A 14,806-nucleotide genomic window follows, 5' to 3' on the forward strand; every position below is an offset into this window, starting at 1 on the left:
TACCGGTGCCCGCGGCTGAAGTGGACCGACCCGGCCACCGGGGCCCGGATCAAGTGGGCCAGGGCCAAGGCGAACCACTACCTGCATGAGGCGCCCGGTGACCTGGTCCACGTCGACATCAAGAAGCACTCTGCTCGAAGAGTGGGCCTACGCCGTCGAGTACCGATCAGAAGCCGAACGCCTGGCCAGCTACCCGGCCTGGCTCCACGTCTACAATCACCACCGCGGACACACCTCGCTCAAGGGCAAGTCACCCATCGACCTCGTGCCCAACGTGCCCGGACAGAACAGCTAGGTCACCAGGCTGAAGCCACCGCGGCGTCCAGCGATCCCGTTCTGCTGCCAACGGCCGTGGCACATGAACGGCCAGCGCCCGATGCTCAGCGTTCCAGCAGATGTCTGGTGCGACGCGGAACCCGGGACAGGCCTTCACCGCCACCAATCTGCTGATCGCCGACGTCATTGACGGGCCGGCCGCGCTGTGCCACTCGTCGTGATGGCCGCCGGCAACGTGATGGCCGGCGGCCGCGGCGGGGGCGACAGGCCGGGGAGGGACGTCGACCGAGCGAAGAGCCACCTCACGAGGTACTACAAGAGGATCGGCACGAGGAGCCCTGGGAGCGCGACTGAGCCCTCGCTCCGCCACTAGCCTCGCTAGCCTCGCTGCATGCCCACACCGCCCGAGATCTCCTCGCTCGCCGAGCTGGCCGGGCGGGCGACGGCCCTGCTCGACCACCCCGGTCGGGTGGTGCTCGGCATCACCGGGCCGCCGGGTGCCGGCAAGTCCACCCTCACCGAGCAGCTGCTGACCCGGCTGCGCGACGACCTCGGGCCGGACGCGGTCGGGCACCTGCCGATGGACGGCTTCCACCTCGCCGACGTCCAGCTCAAGCGGCTCGGACGCCGCGAGCGCAAGGGTGCGCCGGACACGTTCGATGTCGATGGCTACGTCGCGGCCCTGCGGCGCCTGCACGACTGTCCCGACCGGACGCTCTTCGTGCCGGGCTTCGAGCGCGACCTCGAGCAGCCGATCGCCGCGGCGGTCGCGATCCCGCCGTCCGCTCGGTTGGTGCTGACCGAGGGCAACTATGTCCTGCTACCCGGCGGCGGTTGGGAGCGTGTCCGCCCCCTGCTGGCCGAGGCGTGGTTCGTGGCGGTCGACGACGACGTACGCCGTCAGCGGCTGGTCCGGCGGCACGAGGCGTTCGGCAAGTCGCCCGACGCCGCCCGCGACTGGGTGGCGCGCAGCGACGAGGCCAACGCGCGTCTGGTCGCGGCGACGCGCGACCGGGCGGACGTCGTCGTGCCCCTTCCGCTCGTCGGTTGAGGAGGCAGCGGCCGTCACGACCCTGCCTCAGTCGACGCTGACCCGCCGCCGCCCCAGGACTCCCGCGCGGACGTAGACGATGGTGGTGACGATGTTGAGCAGCACCAGGGTGGCGACGTACATCGCGAGGTTGAGGCCGGGCACCGAGTCGGCCGGGAGCCTGTACGCCATGAGGACCCGCGCCACGGCGTCGAGCATCGTCCCGATCGCCCAGAGGATGCTGGACGTGCGCCACATCTGTCGGAACCACGGCTCGCGCTCCCACAGCCCCTCCCAGTCCCCCGGCCAGCCGAGCCGCCCCTCGACCATCGGCTTGGCGAACTGGTAGGCCAGCGGCCGGTCCGCCCAACGCAGGCTGGCCAGGAACCACAGGCCGACGCCGCTCGTGATGAGCGCGTCCTTCGCGAGGAGAAACCGCTCGTCGCCCGGCAGGAGCGCGATCACGAAGCTGGCGAAGAGCAGGACGGTGAAGAACGCCTCGAGCCCGCTCGGGCGCGTGCCCCGGGCCAGCGCGATGCACGCGGGGAGCAGCGACAGGACCGCGCCCCGACGACGAGCGCGGCGTAGACGCTGACGCCGAGGTGGCGCATCAGGTAGTAGAGCGCCGTCGACCCCGCGATGCCGAGGACCGGTCGCAGCAGGGTCACGCGTCGGCCCTCGTGGCGCGGTCGAACAGCTCGATCAGCTCGGCGGCGTACGCCGTGCAGTCGAGGTCGGGCTCGGCCTGCAACCGGAACGGCACGACCTCGACGGCGCGTTGCACGGTGGTCGCCATGACGCCCGCGTCGAAGTCGCGCATCTCGCCCTGTCGCTGGCCGTCCTCGAGGATCCGCTCGAGGTGGCTGGTGTCGCTCGGCGCCGAGGTGCCGCCGTCCGCGGTTGCGGACATCGCGACCTGGAGCAGCGCGGACATCGGCGCGCGATGGGCATCGGCGTAGGTGACGACGCCCTCGATGTACGCCCTGAGCCTTCCGCGCGCGGTGGTCTCCGCCATGACCCGCCCGCCGACGTGCTCGCCGATGCCTGTGATCACGTGGTCGACCAGCGCGGTCACGAGGTCGTCCTTGCCGGCGAAGTGATAGCTGATGAGCCGGGTGCTCGAGAGGCCTGCCTTCTCGGCGATCCGGGCGAACGTCGCCTTGCCGAAGCCCTCCTCGGCGACCAGCGCGATCGTCGCGTCGAGGATCTGGGCGCGGCGGGCGGTGGAGGTGACCGAGCGTGCGGTTACCTGCATGAGTAAAGAGTACGTCGGCTGAGTAAGACCAGTCCAGAGCCTGCGTCCGCGTTCTGGGCGGGGGTCGCCTACTTGAGGGGCCGGAGCTCCTGAGTGCGCCCTCCGATGTTGGCCTCGACACCCGGATCTGCAGCAAGGAGGACGTCCCACGCGGCCCGGTTCCAAGGCGCTGCGTCCAGCCCAGCGCGAGTGAGCCTGACCCGCACGAATGTGTCCCGACCATGACGAGCCGAGACGTCGGCCTTCACGATCGCGGGCGACTGAGCCAGCGCCTCCTTGGCTGCAAGAAGCACTCGCGCCGCCACCTGCTGGCGAACGTGATGGGCGACCTCCGTCTTGGCGAGTTTCTTCAGAGTCGGCGTCCCACTCGGTGTGAGGCTCGGTTGGTGGGTGGGGATCGCCTCAGCGCCTGGGACCTGGAGGTCGAACTGCACCTCACCCACGCGGTTCGAGCCGACCTCGGCGTTCAGGCCGCGAGCCTCGAGAGCGTTACTAACAGCACCGGCCACAGCCGCTGGCTCGCCGGCGACCAGTGCCGCCCATACCCGATCAGACTCCGCTTGCCTGACGGAGCGATCCTCAATCCCCGCGGTGAGCAGCCCGAGTGCCTCGGCCTCCGCTTCCGCGCGAGCGCGCTCCCGCGCCTCCTGCCGAGCGTGCCGATCGAAGCGCCCGACCCCGGCCATGTGCCGACGTTCGGCACGTTTGATCAACACGCTGAACATCGGTACTGGATCTGCTGCCACAGGACTCGGCGGCGGGACTGGAGCGAACTCGATCCTGTGGATCTGGGCAAGCTCCGCCCACTCCTGCGCGCACTCCTCGACGCGCCGTGCCTTCTCGGCCTGAGCCGGAGTCATGTTGGGGCGGGCGGCCGTGGAGGTTCGCGTCGACCTCGACGGACTCAGACCGGAGTACGCCGTGATCGGGCCTGCGCCGGTCGAGATCCCGGAACCGCCGCCGCCCACATGGAGACGGGCGACGCGCGGGCCGACATGGGCGCGAAGCCCACGCGACGAGGTGGAGAGCCGGACTCCCGGCGCCAGCCTGAAGCTGCTGAACAATCCCATCAGGACTCGCAGACGATGCCGTCGCCATCGCGATCGTCGTACCAGTCGTACTCGGGATCCTGGCCCTGGTAGTAGGGCCCGTATCCGGCGTCGTTGGCCTCATAGCAGTAGGAGAACTGCGGATCGGTCGCGGTCGAAGTCGCGGCCAGGGGCGCGATCGCCGATGTGCTGGGCGCAGCCGCCGCTGCAGCCTGACGCTTGGCGGTGGCCACCGCCGCGGCTGCCTTCCTATGCTCGACGCGCCGTGTCTTGGCGACCGCTGCCTGCACAGCTCTCTTCTGGGCCTTGACCGCAGCCTTGACCGCTGCCTTGGACTCCTTCGCGGTCTCCTCGCGGAGATCGCGCAACTGGTCACTGAGGTCATCCCTTGATGCGATCGCCTCATCCAGCTCGCTCTGGACCTCGGACATGCCGGTGGAGTCGTCGGCCGCGGCGGGGTCCCCGCCGTCCGAACCACCTCCGACAACCCCGACCAGCAGTCCAACTACCCCAGCGACCACTCCCACCTTCAACCTCGACCAGAACGGCTTCGACCCGGCGGGGTAGTAGCCCGGGTACTTGTCCAAGCCAGGAGTGCTCATGCCTTCTCGCAGGCGATGCCGTCGCCGTCCCGGTCGAGCCCCCGGTTCGCCCGCATCGCGGTGTTGTACAGCGCAGTGTCTCGGCGGAAGTTGGTGACCGGTGTCCCCGAGGTGTGGTCGCGGGCGTTGGCCCGACCTACACCATGCGGCAGCCGATTGTTGACCACAGCGCAGTTCTGCCATTGGGCCGGAACGGCAGCCTCTGCTGGAACCGAGAGCACCAGTGCCGGTGCCGTGATGACGATGCAGGCGATGGCGCCCATGAAACTTCTACGCATGACGTAGCCCCCTTAGATCAACCACAAGCATGCGCCGCTGGACTCGTAGTGTCTGGGGAACGACCCAAGAGGGCGCGAAACTTGCAGGTCAGGCACCGCCGCGTTCCACTGCCGAAGAAATCGGACATGATGCGCGAGTGCGCATCGGGACCTGGAACATCGCGGGCCGCTGGTCCGAGCACCACCGGGCCCTGCTGGTCGAGGCGGATTGCGACGTCTGGCTCCTGACCGAGGTCAACGAGCGCACGTCCCTCCCGGGCTACGCGCTGCACCTGTCGCAATCACTGATGGCACCGCGCAGACGATGGGCGGGGATCGCCAGCCGCCTGCTGATGGCCTCCTCTCCCGACCCGCATCCCGCGAGCGCCCAGGTGAGCATCGGAGCGACGACGTACGTCAGCTCGATCCTGCCGTGGCGCTCGTGCGGATCAGACTCGCCATGGGTCGGGGACCGTCACGTCGACAAGACCTCGAACGCCGTGGACGACCTGCTGCTCCGTCTCCGCGTCGCGGACTCACTGGTCTGGGGAGGCGACTGGAACCACGCCCTCGTCGGCAAGGAGTACGCCGGCTCAATCGGCGGTCGTCGGGCGATCCTGGCGGCCCTCGAGTCCCTCGGCCTGGAGGCGACAACGGCAGTGCTGCCCCACCGCACCGAGGGACTGTTCACCATCGACCACCTGGCCGTTCCGGCCGGGCTCCCGTCGCGGGCGTGGCGGATCGTCGCTTCGCACGAGGGCAAGCGGCTCTCCGACCACGACGCGTACGTCGTCGAGGTCAGCCTGTAAGACCCGCCGTCAGGCGATGCCGAGACGCCTCGCCACGTCGCCGCCCGCGACCCGGCGTACGGTCTCCTGATCCCCCACCACCACGAGCTCGTCGGTGGCGCGGGACATCCCGACGTAGAGGCGTTCACGGGCACGGTCGCGAGAACCGTCCTCGTTGAGGCAGAGCACGACGGCCCGGCGTTCGAGTCCCTTGCAGCCGAGCACGTGGCCGTAGAAGACGTCATCGTCCCAATAGGTGCGCCAGTAGCCCTCTTGGTCGTGGAAGTCGGTGCGCTCGACCTGGACGGGGTGGCGGTGGCCGGTGGTCAGCAGGGCGACGTTGCGCGGCTCCCAGCCGGCGGCGAGCAGCGCATCAACCGCGTCGTCGGCGGCCTCGAGTGCGTCGTCCTGCGGTGACGGCACGAAACGGACGCTCGGGCCGTCTCCGCCGCGGGAGTACATCCGGCTCGGTGCGAGCGGCCCGAAGGACTCGTGGATCTGGCGGGTGTTGCGGAGGCACCTTCTCGGCCGACACGGGCAAGATCCGGCGTCGTCGTGCCGCATGTTGGTGACCCGCCTCCTGGGGCTCGACCGTGCTTTGCCAGCAAACGTGGACGCCCGCGGACGACCGCGAGTGGCGCTAGGTCTCAGACACGAACCAGCGTCGCCACCATGGCGTGAGCGCGCGACGCATCTCGAACAGGACCGTCTTCTTCGCCTGATCCGAGCGCGTGCGCTCGTACGCCTTGCCGAGCGGTACGTCACGGTTGCGCTTGGTGGGCTTGCCCTTCCAGGCGGCAGTCATCTGCGGCCCGGCGTCCCGCAACGCGGCCGCGACGAAGTCCTCATACGCCCGCGCGGTCCTGTCCGGTGCGTGCAGCCGCAGGAGGCCGCAGTAGTAGTTGTGGCGGCTCTTCACGTCGCTGAGGTACGCGGTGATCTCGGCGCGCTGCTGGTGCGATCCGTCGCTGCGGCGAATCCGGTACGGACCCTCGAGGTAGTCCTCCACCGAGCGGAGAGCCTCCGCGAACATGGCGGACTGCCGCTCCCGACGTGCAGCCGCCTGCGTCGACGCGAAGGTCAGCACCGCCACCAAGATGGTGACGGCTGCGCCGAGCCCGGCCGCGATGAGGGTGGTGCCCTCGTCCCAGCCTAAGTTCTCGAAGAGCCCTTCCTTCGGATTGGCCGCGGCCGCGACCACGAACCACCGGGTCATGACGCCCTCCTGGTCGGGAACCCGTGCGGCGCCTCGGCGCCGAGCCACCTGCCGCGCGGATGCCCACCGGTGAGACGCCAGTAGTGCTCGAAGAACAGGTGGTCACGGACCAGGTTCAGCAGGGGCAGCAGGCCGTCGTCGGCCGTCCACTGCTGCTCGGCCGGGCTCCACGGCCACCACAGGCACAGCGCGTCGTCCGGCATCCGGTGCGGGGAGACCGCACCGCAGTCGGCCCACACACGTGGGTAGTTCGGCGGCGTGATGCCGTAGGTGTCGTACGGCGGGTTCTCGAAGAAGACCACGGTGACCGGGATCGGGTCGGGTCGACCGGGCACGTCGAGGCCGTCGTGGTGGTAGGCCAGCCAGCCGGTCGAGTCGCGCCAGGACACGCCGATGCCCTGCTCCCGTCGGATGTGCCGGTGGTGTTCACGGTGGATGCCGCGTTCGAGGTACAGCTGCCACGCCGGCCGGGCGCCGTACCAGAGCCCCGGGCGGGCGGGGGTGACCCGCCCGCCCGGGGACGCGGAGGTGTCTACAGCCCCCACGACGACACGTCGCGCCTCTGGTGAAGTGCGCCCGCGCCAACGCCGGTGACCAGCGCCGGGGTACCTGTCACCCTGTGCTGAGCGGCCTTGTCGTCAGCGATCTTGCGGGCCTGCTCGGCGGTGACCTTGTACCAGTCGGGCTTGGGCATCATGTCCTCGTCGCCGAACATGAGCGCGAGCTGCTCCCACGCGAGTACGGGGTAGCCGAAGTTCTCGAACGCGATCGCCTGGTCGAGCTTGGCCCCCGCCTCGCGCAGTTGCGCGACGACCTCGCGGCGCGGCTTGTTCAGCTTGATCGGCTTATCCGCGACGTGCGCGGGGTCCTCGGTCTCCGCGACGGACAGCTCATCGATCGCGAAGCCGAACCACACCTTCAGCGCCTGGAGCTGCGTCATCGGCTCGTCCAGGCACCCGAGGGCGAGCGCCTTCACATTCCACGAGCACATCGGCATGTCGTTGCACCGGTTCCAGTGCTTGAGCAGCCGAACCGCCCGGGCGTAGAGCACGTCGGTCTTGTCGATCGCGTTCTTCACCATCCGCGTGTGCTCCTCCGGGTGCGCCCGGTCCCACTCGCGGTACCGCGGGATGTAGAGCCCCTCGGCCTCGAGGTTGTCGATCGCCACGATGACGTCCGCCGTGAAGTCCTTCTCACCCGCCGTAACCGGGTCACCGAAGCGGACCAGGATGGACCGCTTGCGGCCCTCGACGATGACGGTGAGCTTCGGGTACGCCGGCCCGAGCTCGCGCCGGATGGCGTTCGCTGCCCGGTCCTTCAGGTCTCCGGGGCCCTTCTTGCCGGGACCGTGGGAGTCGACCGCCTCGGCAACGACGACACCAAGGTCGACGTCAGTCAGCGGCGTCAGGGCGTCCCCGTGGGCCACGCTGCCGTTCACGTAGGTGCGCGATCCGGGGAACTCCTTGAGCAGCGCCGCGCCGATCAGGCCACGGCGCTTCTTCGCCTCACCGAGCTCCGTCTGGAGCACCTGGATGCGACGTCGAGCACTTTCGAGAAGTTCCTCGAGAGTAGGGGTCGTGCGGGTGACATCAGTGTGTTTCACTGTGCCCACCTCCTTCTTAGCCGGATGGAGTTTCTTGAATCGGATGCCCCTCGCCCTGCCAGGCGAGGGGTTCCGCTTTTCACGGGACTAGCCCGTATCGACAGCCCTTCTTCGGCTGTCGAAGTTCGTGGTTGGTCGATGCGGCCTGTCCTTCTGTCGATCACAACTGCTGACGTCATTCCAGCAGCGACCACCGACATGACACTCGGCTCGCGGCCGGCGCAGGGTGCTGCCACACCCGGGGCCAGCCACGAGCTGCGCGGTGTTGCGTCGCAACGGCTGAAGACAGCGCCGGCCCGGCCCCTCCACACGGGAGGGGCCGGGCCGGCGAACGTCACTGAGAGCCACCATCACTCGCTATGAACCTGATGGTGATGTGTCATGGCGTTTGTCCAGAATGCAACTTCGGACATTTCACGCAACTCCTCGGGACATTTCAGTGCAACGTGACAATCAGCTGCAGCCGCTCGTGCTCCCGCAGCCCTCGCACACGTAGCAGGACCCGGCCGGCCGCATCTTCGTGCCACAGGTCATGCAGAGCGGGGAGTCAACCGCGGTGCCGGTGAGCTTCTCAAAGAGCTCGGCCGTGGTCTTGGCCTCGACGGGGGCCGGCTTGACCGACGCCTCGACGATGTCGGCCTCGACGACCTCGGCTTCGACACGGGCTCGTTCCTCGCCCTGCTCGACCAGCGAGGACGGGGACTCCACGAGCTCGGCGGCAGAGCCGGTCTCCACGAACGGCTCGTAGGAGCCGGTCTCGAGGTGGCGCTGACGCTCCTCGGCGGAGTAGATGCCCAGGGCCGAGCGCTCCTCGAAGGTGAGGTAGTCCAGGGCCAGGCGGCGCCAGACGTAGTCCATCAGCGACTGCGCCATGCGGACGTCCGGGTCGTCGGTGAGGCCGGCGGGCTCGAAGCGCAGGTTGGTGAACTTCGAGACGTAGGTCTCCAGCGGGACGCCGTACTGCAGGCCGATCGACACCGCGATCGAGAAGGCGTCCATCACGCCGGCCAGGGTCGAGCCCTGCTTGCCGAGCTTGAGGAAGACCTCACCGAGCTTGCCGTCGTCGTGGGCACCGGAGGTCATGTAGCCCTCGGCACCGCCCACGGTGAACGACGTCGTGCGGGAGACGCGCGACTTCGGCAGGCGCTTGCGGACCGGGGCGTAGACGACCTTCTCCACGACCTTGACATTCGCGGCGTCGGCCGCGTCCTTGGCGTCGGCGGCGTCCTTCTTGGCCTTGCCGCCACCGTCGGAGAGGGGCTGGCCGACCTTGCAGTTGTCGCGGTAGATCGCGGTGGCCTTGAGGCCGAGCTTCCACGACTGCAGGTAGACGTCCTCGATCTCCTCGACCGTCGCCGACTCCGGCAGGTTGACCGTCTTGGAGATCGCTCCGGAGAGGAACGGCTGCGCGGCCGCCATCATCCGCACGTGGCCCATCGGCTTGAGCGAGCGGGCGCCCATCGCGGTGTCGAAGATCTCGTAGTGCTCGAGCTTGAGGCCGGGGGCGTCGACCACGTGGCCGTGCTCGCCGATGTAGGCGACGATCGCCTCGATCTGCTCCGGCTGGTAGCCCATCTTCTTCAGCGCCCGCGGGATCGTCTGGTTGACGATCTGCATCGAGCCGCCGCCGACGAGCTTCTTGAACTTCACCAGGGAGAAGTCGGGCTCGATGCCGGTGGTGTCGCAGTCCATCATGAAGCCGATGGTGCCGGTCGGCGCGAGCACCGAGGCCTGCGCGTTGCGGAAGCCGTTCTTCTCACCGGTCTTGATCACGTCGGCCCACGCCTTGGTGGCCAGCTTGTGGACGCGGCCGTCCTCGGTGTGCACGATGCGGACGACGTCGTTGGCCGCCTGGTGCTTGCGCATCACGCGCTTGTGGGCGTCGGCATTGCGGGCGTAGCCGGCGTAGGGGCCGACGATGCCCGCGAGCTCGGCGGAGCGCTTGTACGACGTACCGGTCATGAGCGACGTGAGGGCCGCGGCCATCGAGCGGCCACCCTCGGAGTCGTAGCCCAGGCCCATCGCCATGAGCAGCGCGCCGAGGTTGGCGTAGCCGATGCCGAGCTGGCGGTAGTCGCGGGTGGTCTTGCCGATCGGCTCGGTCGGGAAGTCGGCGAAGCAGATCGAGATGTCCATCGCGGTGATGATGAACTCGACGGCCTTCGCGAAGAGGGCGGCGTCGAAGGTGTCGTCGTCCTTGAGGAACTTCAGCAGGTTGAGCGACGCCAGGTTGCACGACGAGTTGTCGAGCGACATGTACTCCGAGCACGGGTTGGACGCGGTGATGCGGCCGGTCTCGGGGTTGGTGTGCCAGTCGTTGATGGTGTCGTCGTACTGCAGACCCGGGTCGGCGCAGGCCCAGGCGGCCTCGCTGATCTTGCGGAACAGATCGCGGGCGTCGACGGTCTCGATGACCTCGCCGGTGCCGCGGGCACGCAGGCCGAACTCGGTGCCGTCCTCGACGGCGCGCATGAACTCGTCGGTGACGCGGACGGAGTTGTTGGCGTTCTGGTACTGCACGGACGTGATGTCGGCGCCACCGAGGTCCATGTCGAACCCGGCGTCGCGGAGGGCGCGGATCTTGTCCTCCTCCTTCGCCTTCGTCATCACGAACTCCTCGATGTCCGGGTGGTCGACATCGAGGACGACCATCTTGGCCGCACGACGCGTGGCGCCGCCCGACTTGATGGTGCCTGCGGACGCGTCGGCGCCGCGCATGAAGGAGACCGGACCCGACGCCGTACCGCCGCTGGAGAGCAGCTCCTTCGACGAGCGGATGCGGGAGAGGTTGAGGCCGGCACCGGAGCCGCCCTTGAAGATGAAGCCCTCCTCCTTGTACCAGTTGAGGATCGAGTCCATCGAGTCATCCACCGAGAGGATGAAGCAGGCCGAGACCTGCTGCGGCGACGGGGTGCCGACGTTGAACCACACCGGGGAGTTGAAGGAGAAGTACTGGTTGACGAGGAGCCAGGTGAGCTCGTGCTCGAAGACCTCGGCGTCGCCATCGGTCTTGAAGTAGCCGTGGTCGATGCCGGCCTTGGTGTAGGTCTTCACGACCCGGTCGATGAGCTGCTTGAGGCTCCACTCGCGTACGTCGGTGCCGACCGCGCCGCGGAAGTACTTGGTCGTGACGATGGTCGAGGCGTTGACCGACCAGAAGTCGGGGAACTCCACGCCGCGCTGCTCGAAGACGGTCTCGCCGGTCTTCCAGTTCTGCTGGACGACGTCGCGACGCTCCCACGTGATGGCGTCGTAGGGGTGGGTGCCTTCGGTGCTGAAGACACGCTCCATCGTCAGGCCCTTGCCCTTCGATGCGCTTCCCTTGTTCGACGTGGCGCCGGTGCTCACCGTCTCGGTCATGCGAGTTCCTCTATCCCTGGTGGTTGTGTCGCTGGTGCTTCGCGATTCGTCGCGGGTGCTTGGTAAGCCCGGCAGGCCGCTTCCCCACGACCTGCCGGGCCGAATGTGGGGTCAGCCCGAGGGGGTGGGCTGATCGTGGGTGGAGCGTTCGAGGCGGAGCATGGTGATCTCGTTCTCGAAGTCGTCGGCGGACTCGAAGGCCCGGTAGACGGAGGCGAAGCGGAGGTAGGCGACCTCGTCGAGCGCCCGCAGCGGGGCCAGGATGGCCAGACCGATGTCGTTGGCGTCGAACTCCGCCTGGCCGGTCAGGCGGAGGGTGTCCTCCACCTCCTGGCCGAGGCAGGCGAGCTGGTCGTCGGTGACCGGGCGGCCCTTGCAGGCCTTGCGGACGCCGGCGATCGCCTTGTCGCGGTTGAAGGGCTCGGTGGCGCCGGAGCGCTTGAGCACCGTCAGCTGCATCTTCTCGACCGTGGTGAAGCGGCGGTCGCACTCCGAACAGGTGCGGCGGCGGCGGATCGAGCCGCCGTCGTCGGCGACACGGGAGTCGAGGACCCGGGTGTCGGTCTGGCGGCAGTACGGACAGTGCATCGTGGGTCTCCTCTCGTGTCGCGGGCGCGCTCGACACACCCTCGAAGGGGGTGTGCAGATGCTGTGGATAACTAGCTTGGAGGTGTGGGCGAAGCCCGATCCTCTGTGAATGAGCTGGGGATAACTACAGCGGTGTAAGTACTAGATGTAGTGGTTACCGTACGTCCCGACCACAAGACTTGGCAAGCGAACGCGGGAGTTCGGTCGAGGAATTTCCCCCACACGGTAAAACCGCAGGTCAGTGCCCTGAATTCCCTCGCAGGGCGGCGTGTTGAGCTTGTGGGCTGACCCAATCCGCTCCCCCACTCAGGCCACATCCGCCACAATGTCCCCGTGTCCACGGGGAAGAGAGCAGGGTCGCGCAGAGGCGCACGTCCGCCCCGGTCCCTGAACAAGGCCGCCCTCGTCCTCGGGGTCGGGATCACGCTCTGCGTCATCGCCTGGGGCTACCTCGTCTACGCCGCCATCGACTTCGGTACGGCGGCGCGCGGGGGCACGGCCAGCTCGGCCTGGGCCTTCATGGGGTTGGCCTGCCTCGGCGCGATCGCATGCCTCTTCGTGGGGCTGCTGCTGGTCGCACGGCTGATGCGCGCCCTGGGCGTGACGCCGCCGCCCGACTCTCCCTCAGCCGAGCCGCGGCCGGTGGGTGGGAAGCGCGCGGCGCGGTAGGTCGGTACTCAGTCACTCCAGGACGAGCTGCGGAATGGCCTCCACGACCTCGAGGTCCTGGGCCGCCCCGGCCACGGTGATGGTCTCCTCGATCGAGACCCAGTCGCCGCCGCCGATCCGATAGCGCCCGCTGTAGGTCGTGTCCAGGCTCACCGAGACCTTGCCCGTCTTCACGTACTCGTGGGTGACGTCGAGGCTGGGATAGGGCCTGCCGGGACTCGCGGTCTGAGTGAACGTGTCATCCCCGAACCGGAAGGTGTACGTCGTGGGGAACGCCTCGATCGTCACCTGCTGCTTGGCGACCGTGACGTCCCGGGAGATCGCCTTCTTGTCCAGCGTGTAGAAGTTCGTGTCGAAGTTGACCAACGTCTTTCCCTGCGGGGGTTGGACGACGAGCTTCGAGGCCGGCCAGGCGATGCGTTTGAACTCGCGGAGGATCAGCTGGGCGATGTTGACCTGGTCGACCTCGTCCTCGGGAACGCACACGTCGCCGACATCCGTCCCATCCATGTAGACGTCGTGGACGAACCCGCTCTCCCCGTTCTCGTTGCACTCCACGTGGTCAGCGCAGATGCCGCCGTTGCCGCACTGGATCGAGACGACCCAGGTGTGGCCGTCGCCAGAGCCTGCACTTGCCGAGTAGTCCACGTACGACCACTGGCAGTTCGCATCAGCCTGCTCCCAGCCGACAGACACACAGGAAGATGCGGCCGTAGCGGAAGCCGAGCCAATTAGTACGCAAATGGAGAGCAGCAAAAGCGCAAGTATCCGCGCCACGCAGCGGACGCCCATCACAAGATTCCGAAGTGGGTGACGACCCAACGATCCTTGGCCTTGCCCAAGGTGACTCGGATGGTCGTGCGTCCACCGGGCAGCGTCTCGGTCTTGCCGCCCGCACGGTGGATCGTGGTCTCTGGCAGGTCTTTGGTCAGGTTGAAAGTGGGCGGCGCGTCACCGATGCGCCTTATCTGCACGATCTTCGATCCAGCGAATTCGGCGCTACCTCCGGCCGAATAGACCTCCTCGACGTTCGCCACGAAGCTTTGGCACGGCTCGCATTCGGGTGTCATCCGGTCGTACTCGTCCGTCTCCCCTGTCACCTGCATCTCATCCCCGACCTCCACCCACCGCCGGATGAAGTCCTCCGCACTCTCGGCCTCCGGAGTCTCGGACTCGGTCGGCGTCGGGCTGGGCGAGGAGCTCGTCGGGTCGGGCATCTGGGGCGTGGGCTCCGGCTCGTCGGTGCATCCGGCCAGGAGGAGGGGTACGACGACGGCGAGCGCCAGTGCGCGGCGTACGTGCATGAAGGTGCCTTCCCGAGAACAACGTCAGCACCGCTGAAACTACCCATTTCGCGCCCGCCCAACCACCCTCGATCCGGACCTGTGCACAACCCGCATCCGAAACGGCCGACGTGATCGTGGAGCTCTGGTGCCGACATGCGGCACCAGAGCTCCACGATCTGGTTGCAATCCCCGGTTACCCGGGGATTGCAACCGACATACCAGCCCCCACCGCCACAAATGCGCCGAGGGGCGGGCCACCAGGCCCGCCCCTCAGCTTCCCCTTGGTTCCACCAGCCGGGGTCGAAGCGGCTGGTGGAGACCTCACGTCAGTCGGAGACGACTGGAACGCGGAGCTTCTGGCCGGCCTGCAGGCCGGCGGACTCGAGCGCGTTGAGGCGCTCGATCTGGGTCATCACCGAGCGGACCTCGCCGTCGGTGGCGATCTCGCTGGCGATCCCCCACAGGGTGTCGCCGGGCGCGACCTGGACGATCTCGGTCGGGATCTGCTCACCGGCCGAGTCGGTGCCGACGGCGCCGCCGGCGAGCATGAAGGCGACCGCGAGGACCAGGAACAGCGAGGTCACGAAGACCACGAGCCGGCCGCGTCGGGTCAGCCGCACGCTGGAGCGCCGGACGGCCGCGGCGGCGGCAGTGTCGAACGAGAAGCTGGGGGCAAGGCTGAGGGTGCTCATGGTGGCCTCCTGGGGAAGTTCAGCCGGTCGTGGTGCTCGAAGGACTGTCTAGTCGGAGCCACCGACAGTGGGTCTGGATCTGCGTCGGTGTCGATCAGACGTTCGATCGAACATGTGTACGACGTTAGAGCACGT

At 68.1% G+C, this 14,806-nt stretch carries 17 protein-coding genes and 2 pseudogenes; 5 read left to right on the forward strand and 14 right to left on the reverse strand.

All coding sequences use genetic code 11. The annotated features are described in order from the left end of the window. The 3 genes and pseudogenes from JWN97_RS05015 to JWN97_RS05025 all read left to right on the forward strand — a co-directional run. Positions 1–126, forward strand: a pseudogene (locus JWN97_RS05015) (IS481 family transposase); the annotation flags it as partial. 1 nt (position 127) lies between these two features. After that, positions 128–295, forward strand: a pseudogene (locus tag JWN97_RS05020) (integrase core domain-containing protein); the annotation flags it as partial. Positions 296–667: 372 nt separating this feature from the next. Continuing rightward, entirely contained in the window at positions 668–1,327 is a 660-nt protein-coding gene (locus tag JWN97_RS05025; protein ID WP_297619253.1) for a nucleoside/nucleotide kinase family protein, read from the forward strand. A 27-nt stretch (positions 1,328–1,354) separates the two neighbouring features. On the opposite strand, the gene JWN97_RS05030 is transcribed toward JWN97_RS05025, so the two are convergent. The 5 genes from JWN97_RS05030 to JWN97_RS05050 all read right to left on the reverse strand — a co-directional run bounded on the left by JWN97_RS05030 (position 1,355) and on the right by JWN97_RS05050 (position 4,475). Beyond that, positions 1,355–1,864: a VC0807 family protein gene (locus tag JWN97_RS05030; protein WP_363321253.1), complete on the reverse strand. Its 510-nt coding sequence runs from the start codon at positions 1,862–1,864 to the stop codon at positions 1,355–1,357. A gap of 106 nt (positions 1,865–1,970) precedes the next feature. Then, a complete protein-coding gene (locus tag JWN97_RS05035) occupies positions 1,971–2,561 on the reverse strand; it encodes a TetR/AcrR family transcriptional regulator (protein ID WP_297619256.1) in 591 nt (196 codons plus the stop codon). 68 nt (positions 2,562–2,629) lie between these two features. Further along, positions 2,630–3,286: a hypothetical protein gene (locus JWN97_RS05040; RefSeq protein WP_297619259.1), complete on the reverse strand. Its 657-nt coding sequence runs from the start codon at positions 3,284–3,286 to the stop codon at positions 2,630–2,632. 344 nt (positions 3,287–3,630) lie between these two features. Continuing rightward, entirely contained in the window at positions 3,631–4,212 is a 582-nt protein-coding gene (locus tag JWN97_RS05045; RefSeq protein ID WP_297619262.1) for an excalibur calcium-binding domain-containing protein, read from the reverse strand. Further along, positions 4,209–4,475, reverse strand: a complete 267-nt coding sequence (locus JWN97_RS05050; protein ID WP_297619265.1) for an excalibur calcium-binding domain-containing protein — start codon at positions 4,473–4,475, stop codon at positions 4,209–4,211. The genes JWN97_RS05045 and JWN97_RS05050 overlap by 4 nt, the downstream gene beginning before the upstream one ends. Positions 4,476–4,627: 152 nt before the next feature. On the opposite strand from JWN97_RS05050, the gene JWN97_RS05055 reads away from it, so the two are divergent. After that, positions 4,628–5,278: a hypothetical protein gene (locus JWN97_RS05055; protein WP_297619267.1), complete on the forward strand. Its 651-nt coding sequence runs from the start codon at positions 4,628–4,630 to the stop codon at positions 5,276–5,278. Positions 5,279–5,287: 9 nt separating this feature from the next. Here the strand turns inward: JWN97_RS05055 and JWN97_RS05060 are convergent, their stop codons facing one another. From JWN97_RS05060 to nrdR, 6 genes are all read right to left on the reverse strand, one after another. Continuing rightward, on the reverse strand, positions 5,288–5,680 hold the full coding sequence (locus JWN97_RS05060) for an ATP-binding domain-containing protein (RefSeq protein ID WP_297619269.1): 393 nt from the start codon (positions 5,678–5,680) through the stop codon (positions 5,288–5,290). A gap of 217 nt (positions 5,681–5,897) precedes the next feature. Continuing rightward, positions 5,898–6,473, reverse strand: a complete 576-nt coding sequence (locus JWN97_RS05065; protein WP_297619271.1) for a hypothetical protein — start codon at positions 6,471–6,473, stop codon at positions 5,898–5,900. Continuing rightward, positions 6,470–7,018, reverse strand: a complete 549-nt coding sequence (locus JWN97_RS05070) for a hypothetical protein (protein WP_297619274.1) — start codon at positions 7,016–7,018, stop codon at positions 6,470–6,472. The genes JWN97_RS05065 and JWN97_RS05070 overlap by 4 nt, the downstream gene beginning before the upstream one ends. Further along, positions 7,006–8,001: a hypothetical protein gene (locus tag JWN97_RS05075; protein WP_297619277.1), complete on the reverse strand. Its 996-nt coding sequence runs from the start codon at positions 7,999–8,001 to the stop codon at positions 7,006–7,008. The genes JWN97_RS05070 and JWN97_RS05075 overlap by 13 nt, the downstream gene beginning before the upstream one ends. Before the next feature lie 528 nt (positions 8,002–8,529). Further along, complete coding sequence (locus JWN97_RS05080) at positions 8,530–11,436, reverse strand: vitamin B12-dependent ribonucleotide reductase (protein ID WP_297619279.1); 2,907 nt, start codon at positions 11,434–11,436, stop codon at positions 8,530–8,532. 111 nt (positions 11,437–11,547) lie between these two features. Continuing rightward, complete coding sequence (gene nrdR / locus JWN97_RS05085) at positions 11,548–12,024, reverse strand: transcriptional regulator NrdR (protein ID WP_297619282.1); 477 nt, start codon at positions 12,022–12,024, stop codon at positions 11,548–11,550. A 333-nt stretch (positions 12,025–12,357) separates the two neighbouring features. Between nrdR and JWN97_RS05090 the strand changes: the two genes are divergently transcribed. Beyond that, positions 12,358–12,693: a hypothetical protein gene (locus JWN97_RS05090; protein ID WP_297619285.1), complete on the forward strand. Its 336-nt coding sequence runs from the start codon at positions 12,358–12,360 to the stop codon at positions 12,691–12,693. A gap of 12 nt (positions 12,694–12,705) precedes the next feature. On the opposite strand, the gene JWN97_RS05095 is transcribed toward JWN97_RS05090, so the two are convergent. The 3 genes from JWN97_RS05095 to JWN97_RS05105 all read right to left on the reverse strand — a co-directional run bounded on the left by JWN97_RS05095 (position 12,706) and on the right by JWN97_RS05105 (position 14,671). Further along, the gene (locus JWN97_RS05095) at positions 12,706–13,485 is read right to left on the reverse strand and encodes a hypothetical protein (RefSeq protein ID WP_297619288.1); all 780 of its coding nucleotides are present in this window, start codon (positions 13,483–13,485) and stop codon (positions 12,706–12,708) included. Next, the gene (locus JWN97_RS05100; RefSeq protein WP_297619291.1) at positions 13,485–13,997 is read right to left on the reverse strand and encodes a hypothetical protein; all 513 of its coding nucleotides are present in this window, start codon (positions 13,995–13,997) and stop codon (positions 13,485–13,487) included. Before JWN97_RS05100 ends, JWN97_RS05095 begins: the two co-directional genes overlap by 1 nt. A gap of 308 nt (positions 13,998–14,305) precedes the next feature. Continuing rightward, a complete protein-coding gene (locus tag JWN97_RS05105; protein WP_297619294.1) occupies positions 14,306–14,671 on the reverse strand; it encodes a LysM peptidoglycan-binding domain-containing protein in 366 nt (121 codons plus the stop codon). Positions 14,672–14,806 lie beyond the last annotated feature (135 nt).

It is taken from the genome of Nocardioides sp. (assembly GCF_025965415.1).
Taxonomy (GTDB): domain Bacteria; phylum Actinomycetota; class Actinomycetes; order Propionibacteriales; family Nocardioidaceae; genus Nocardioides.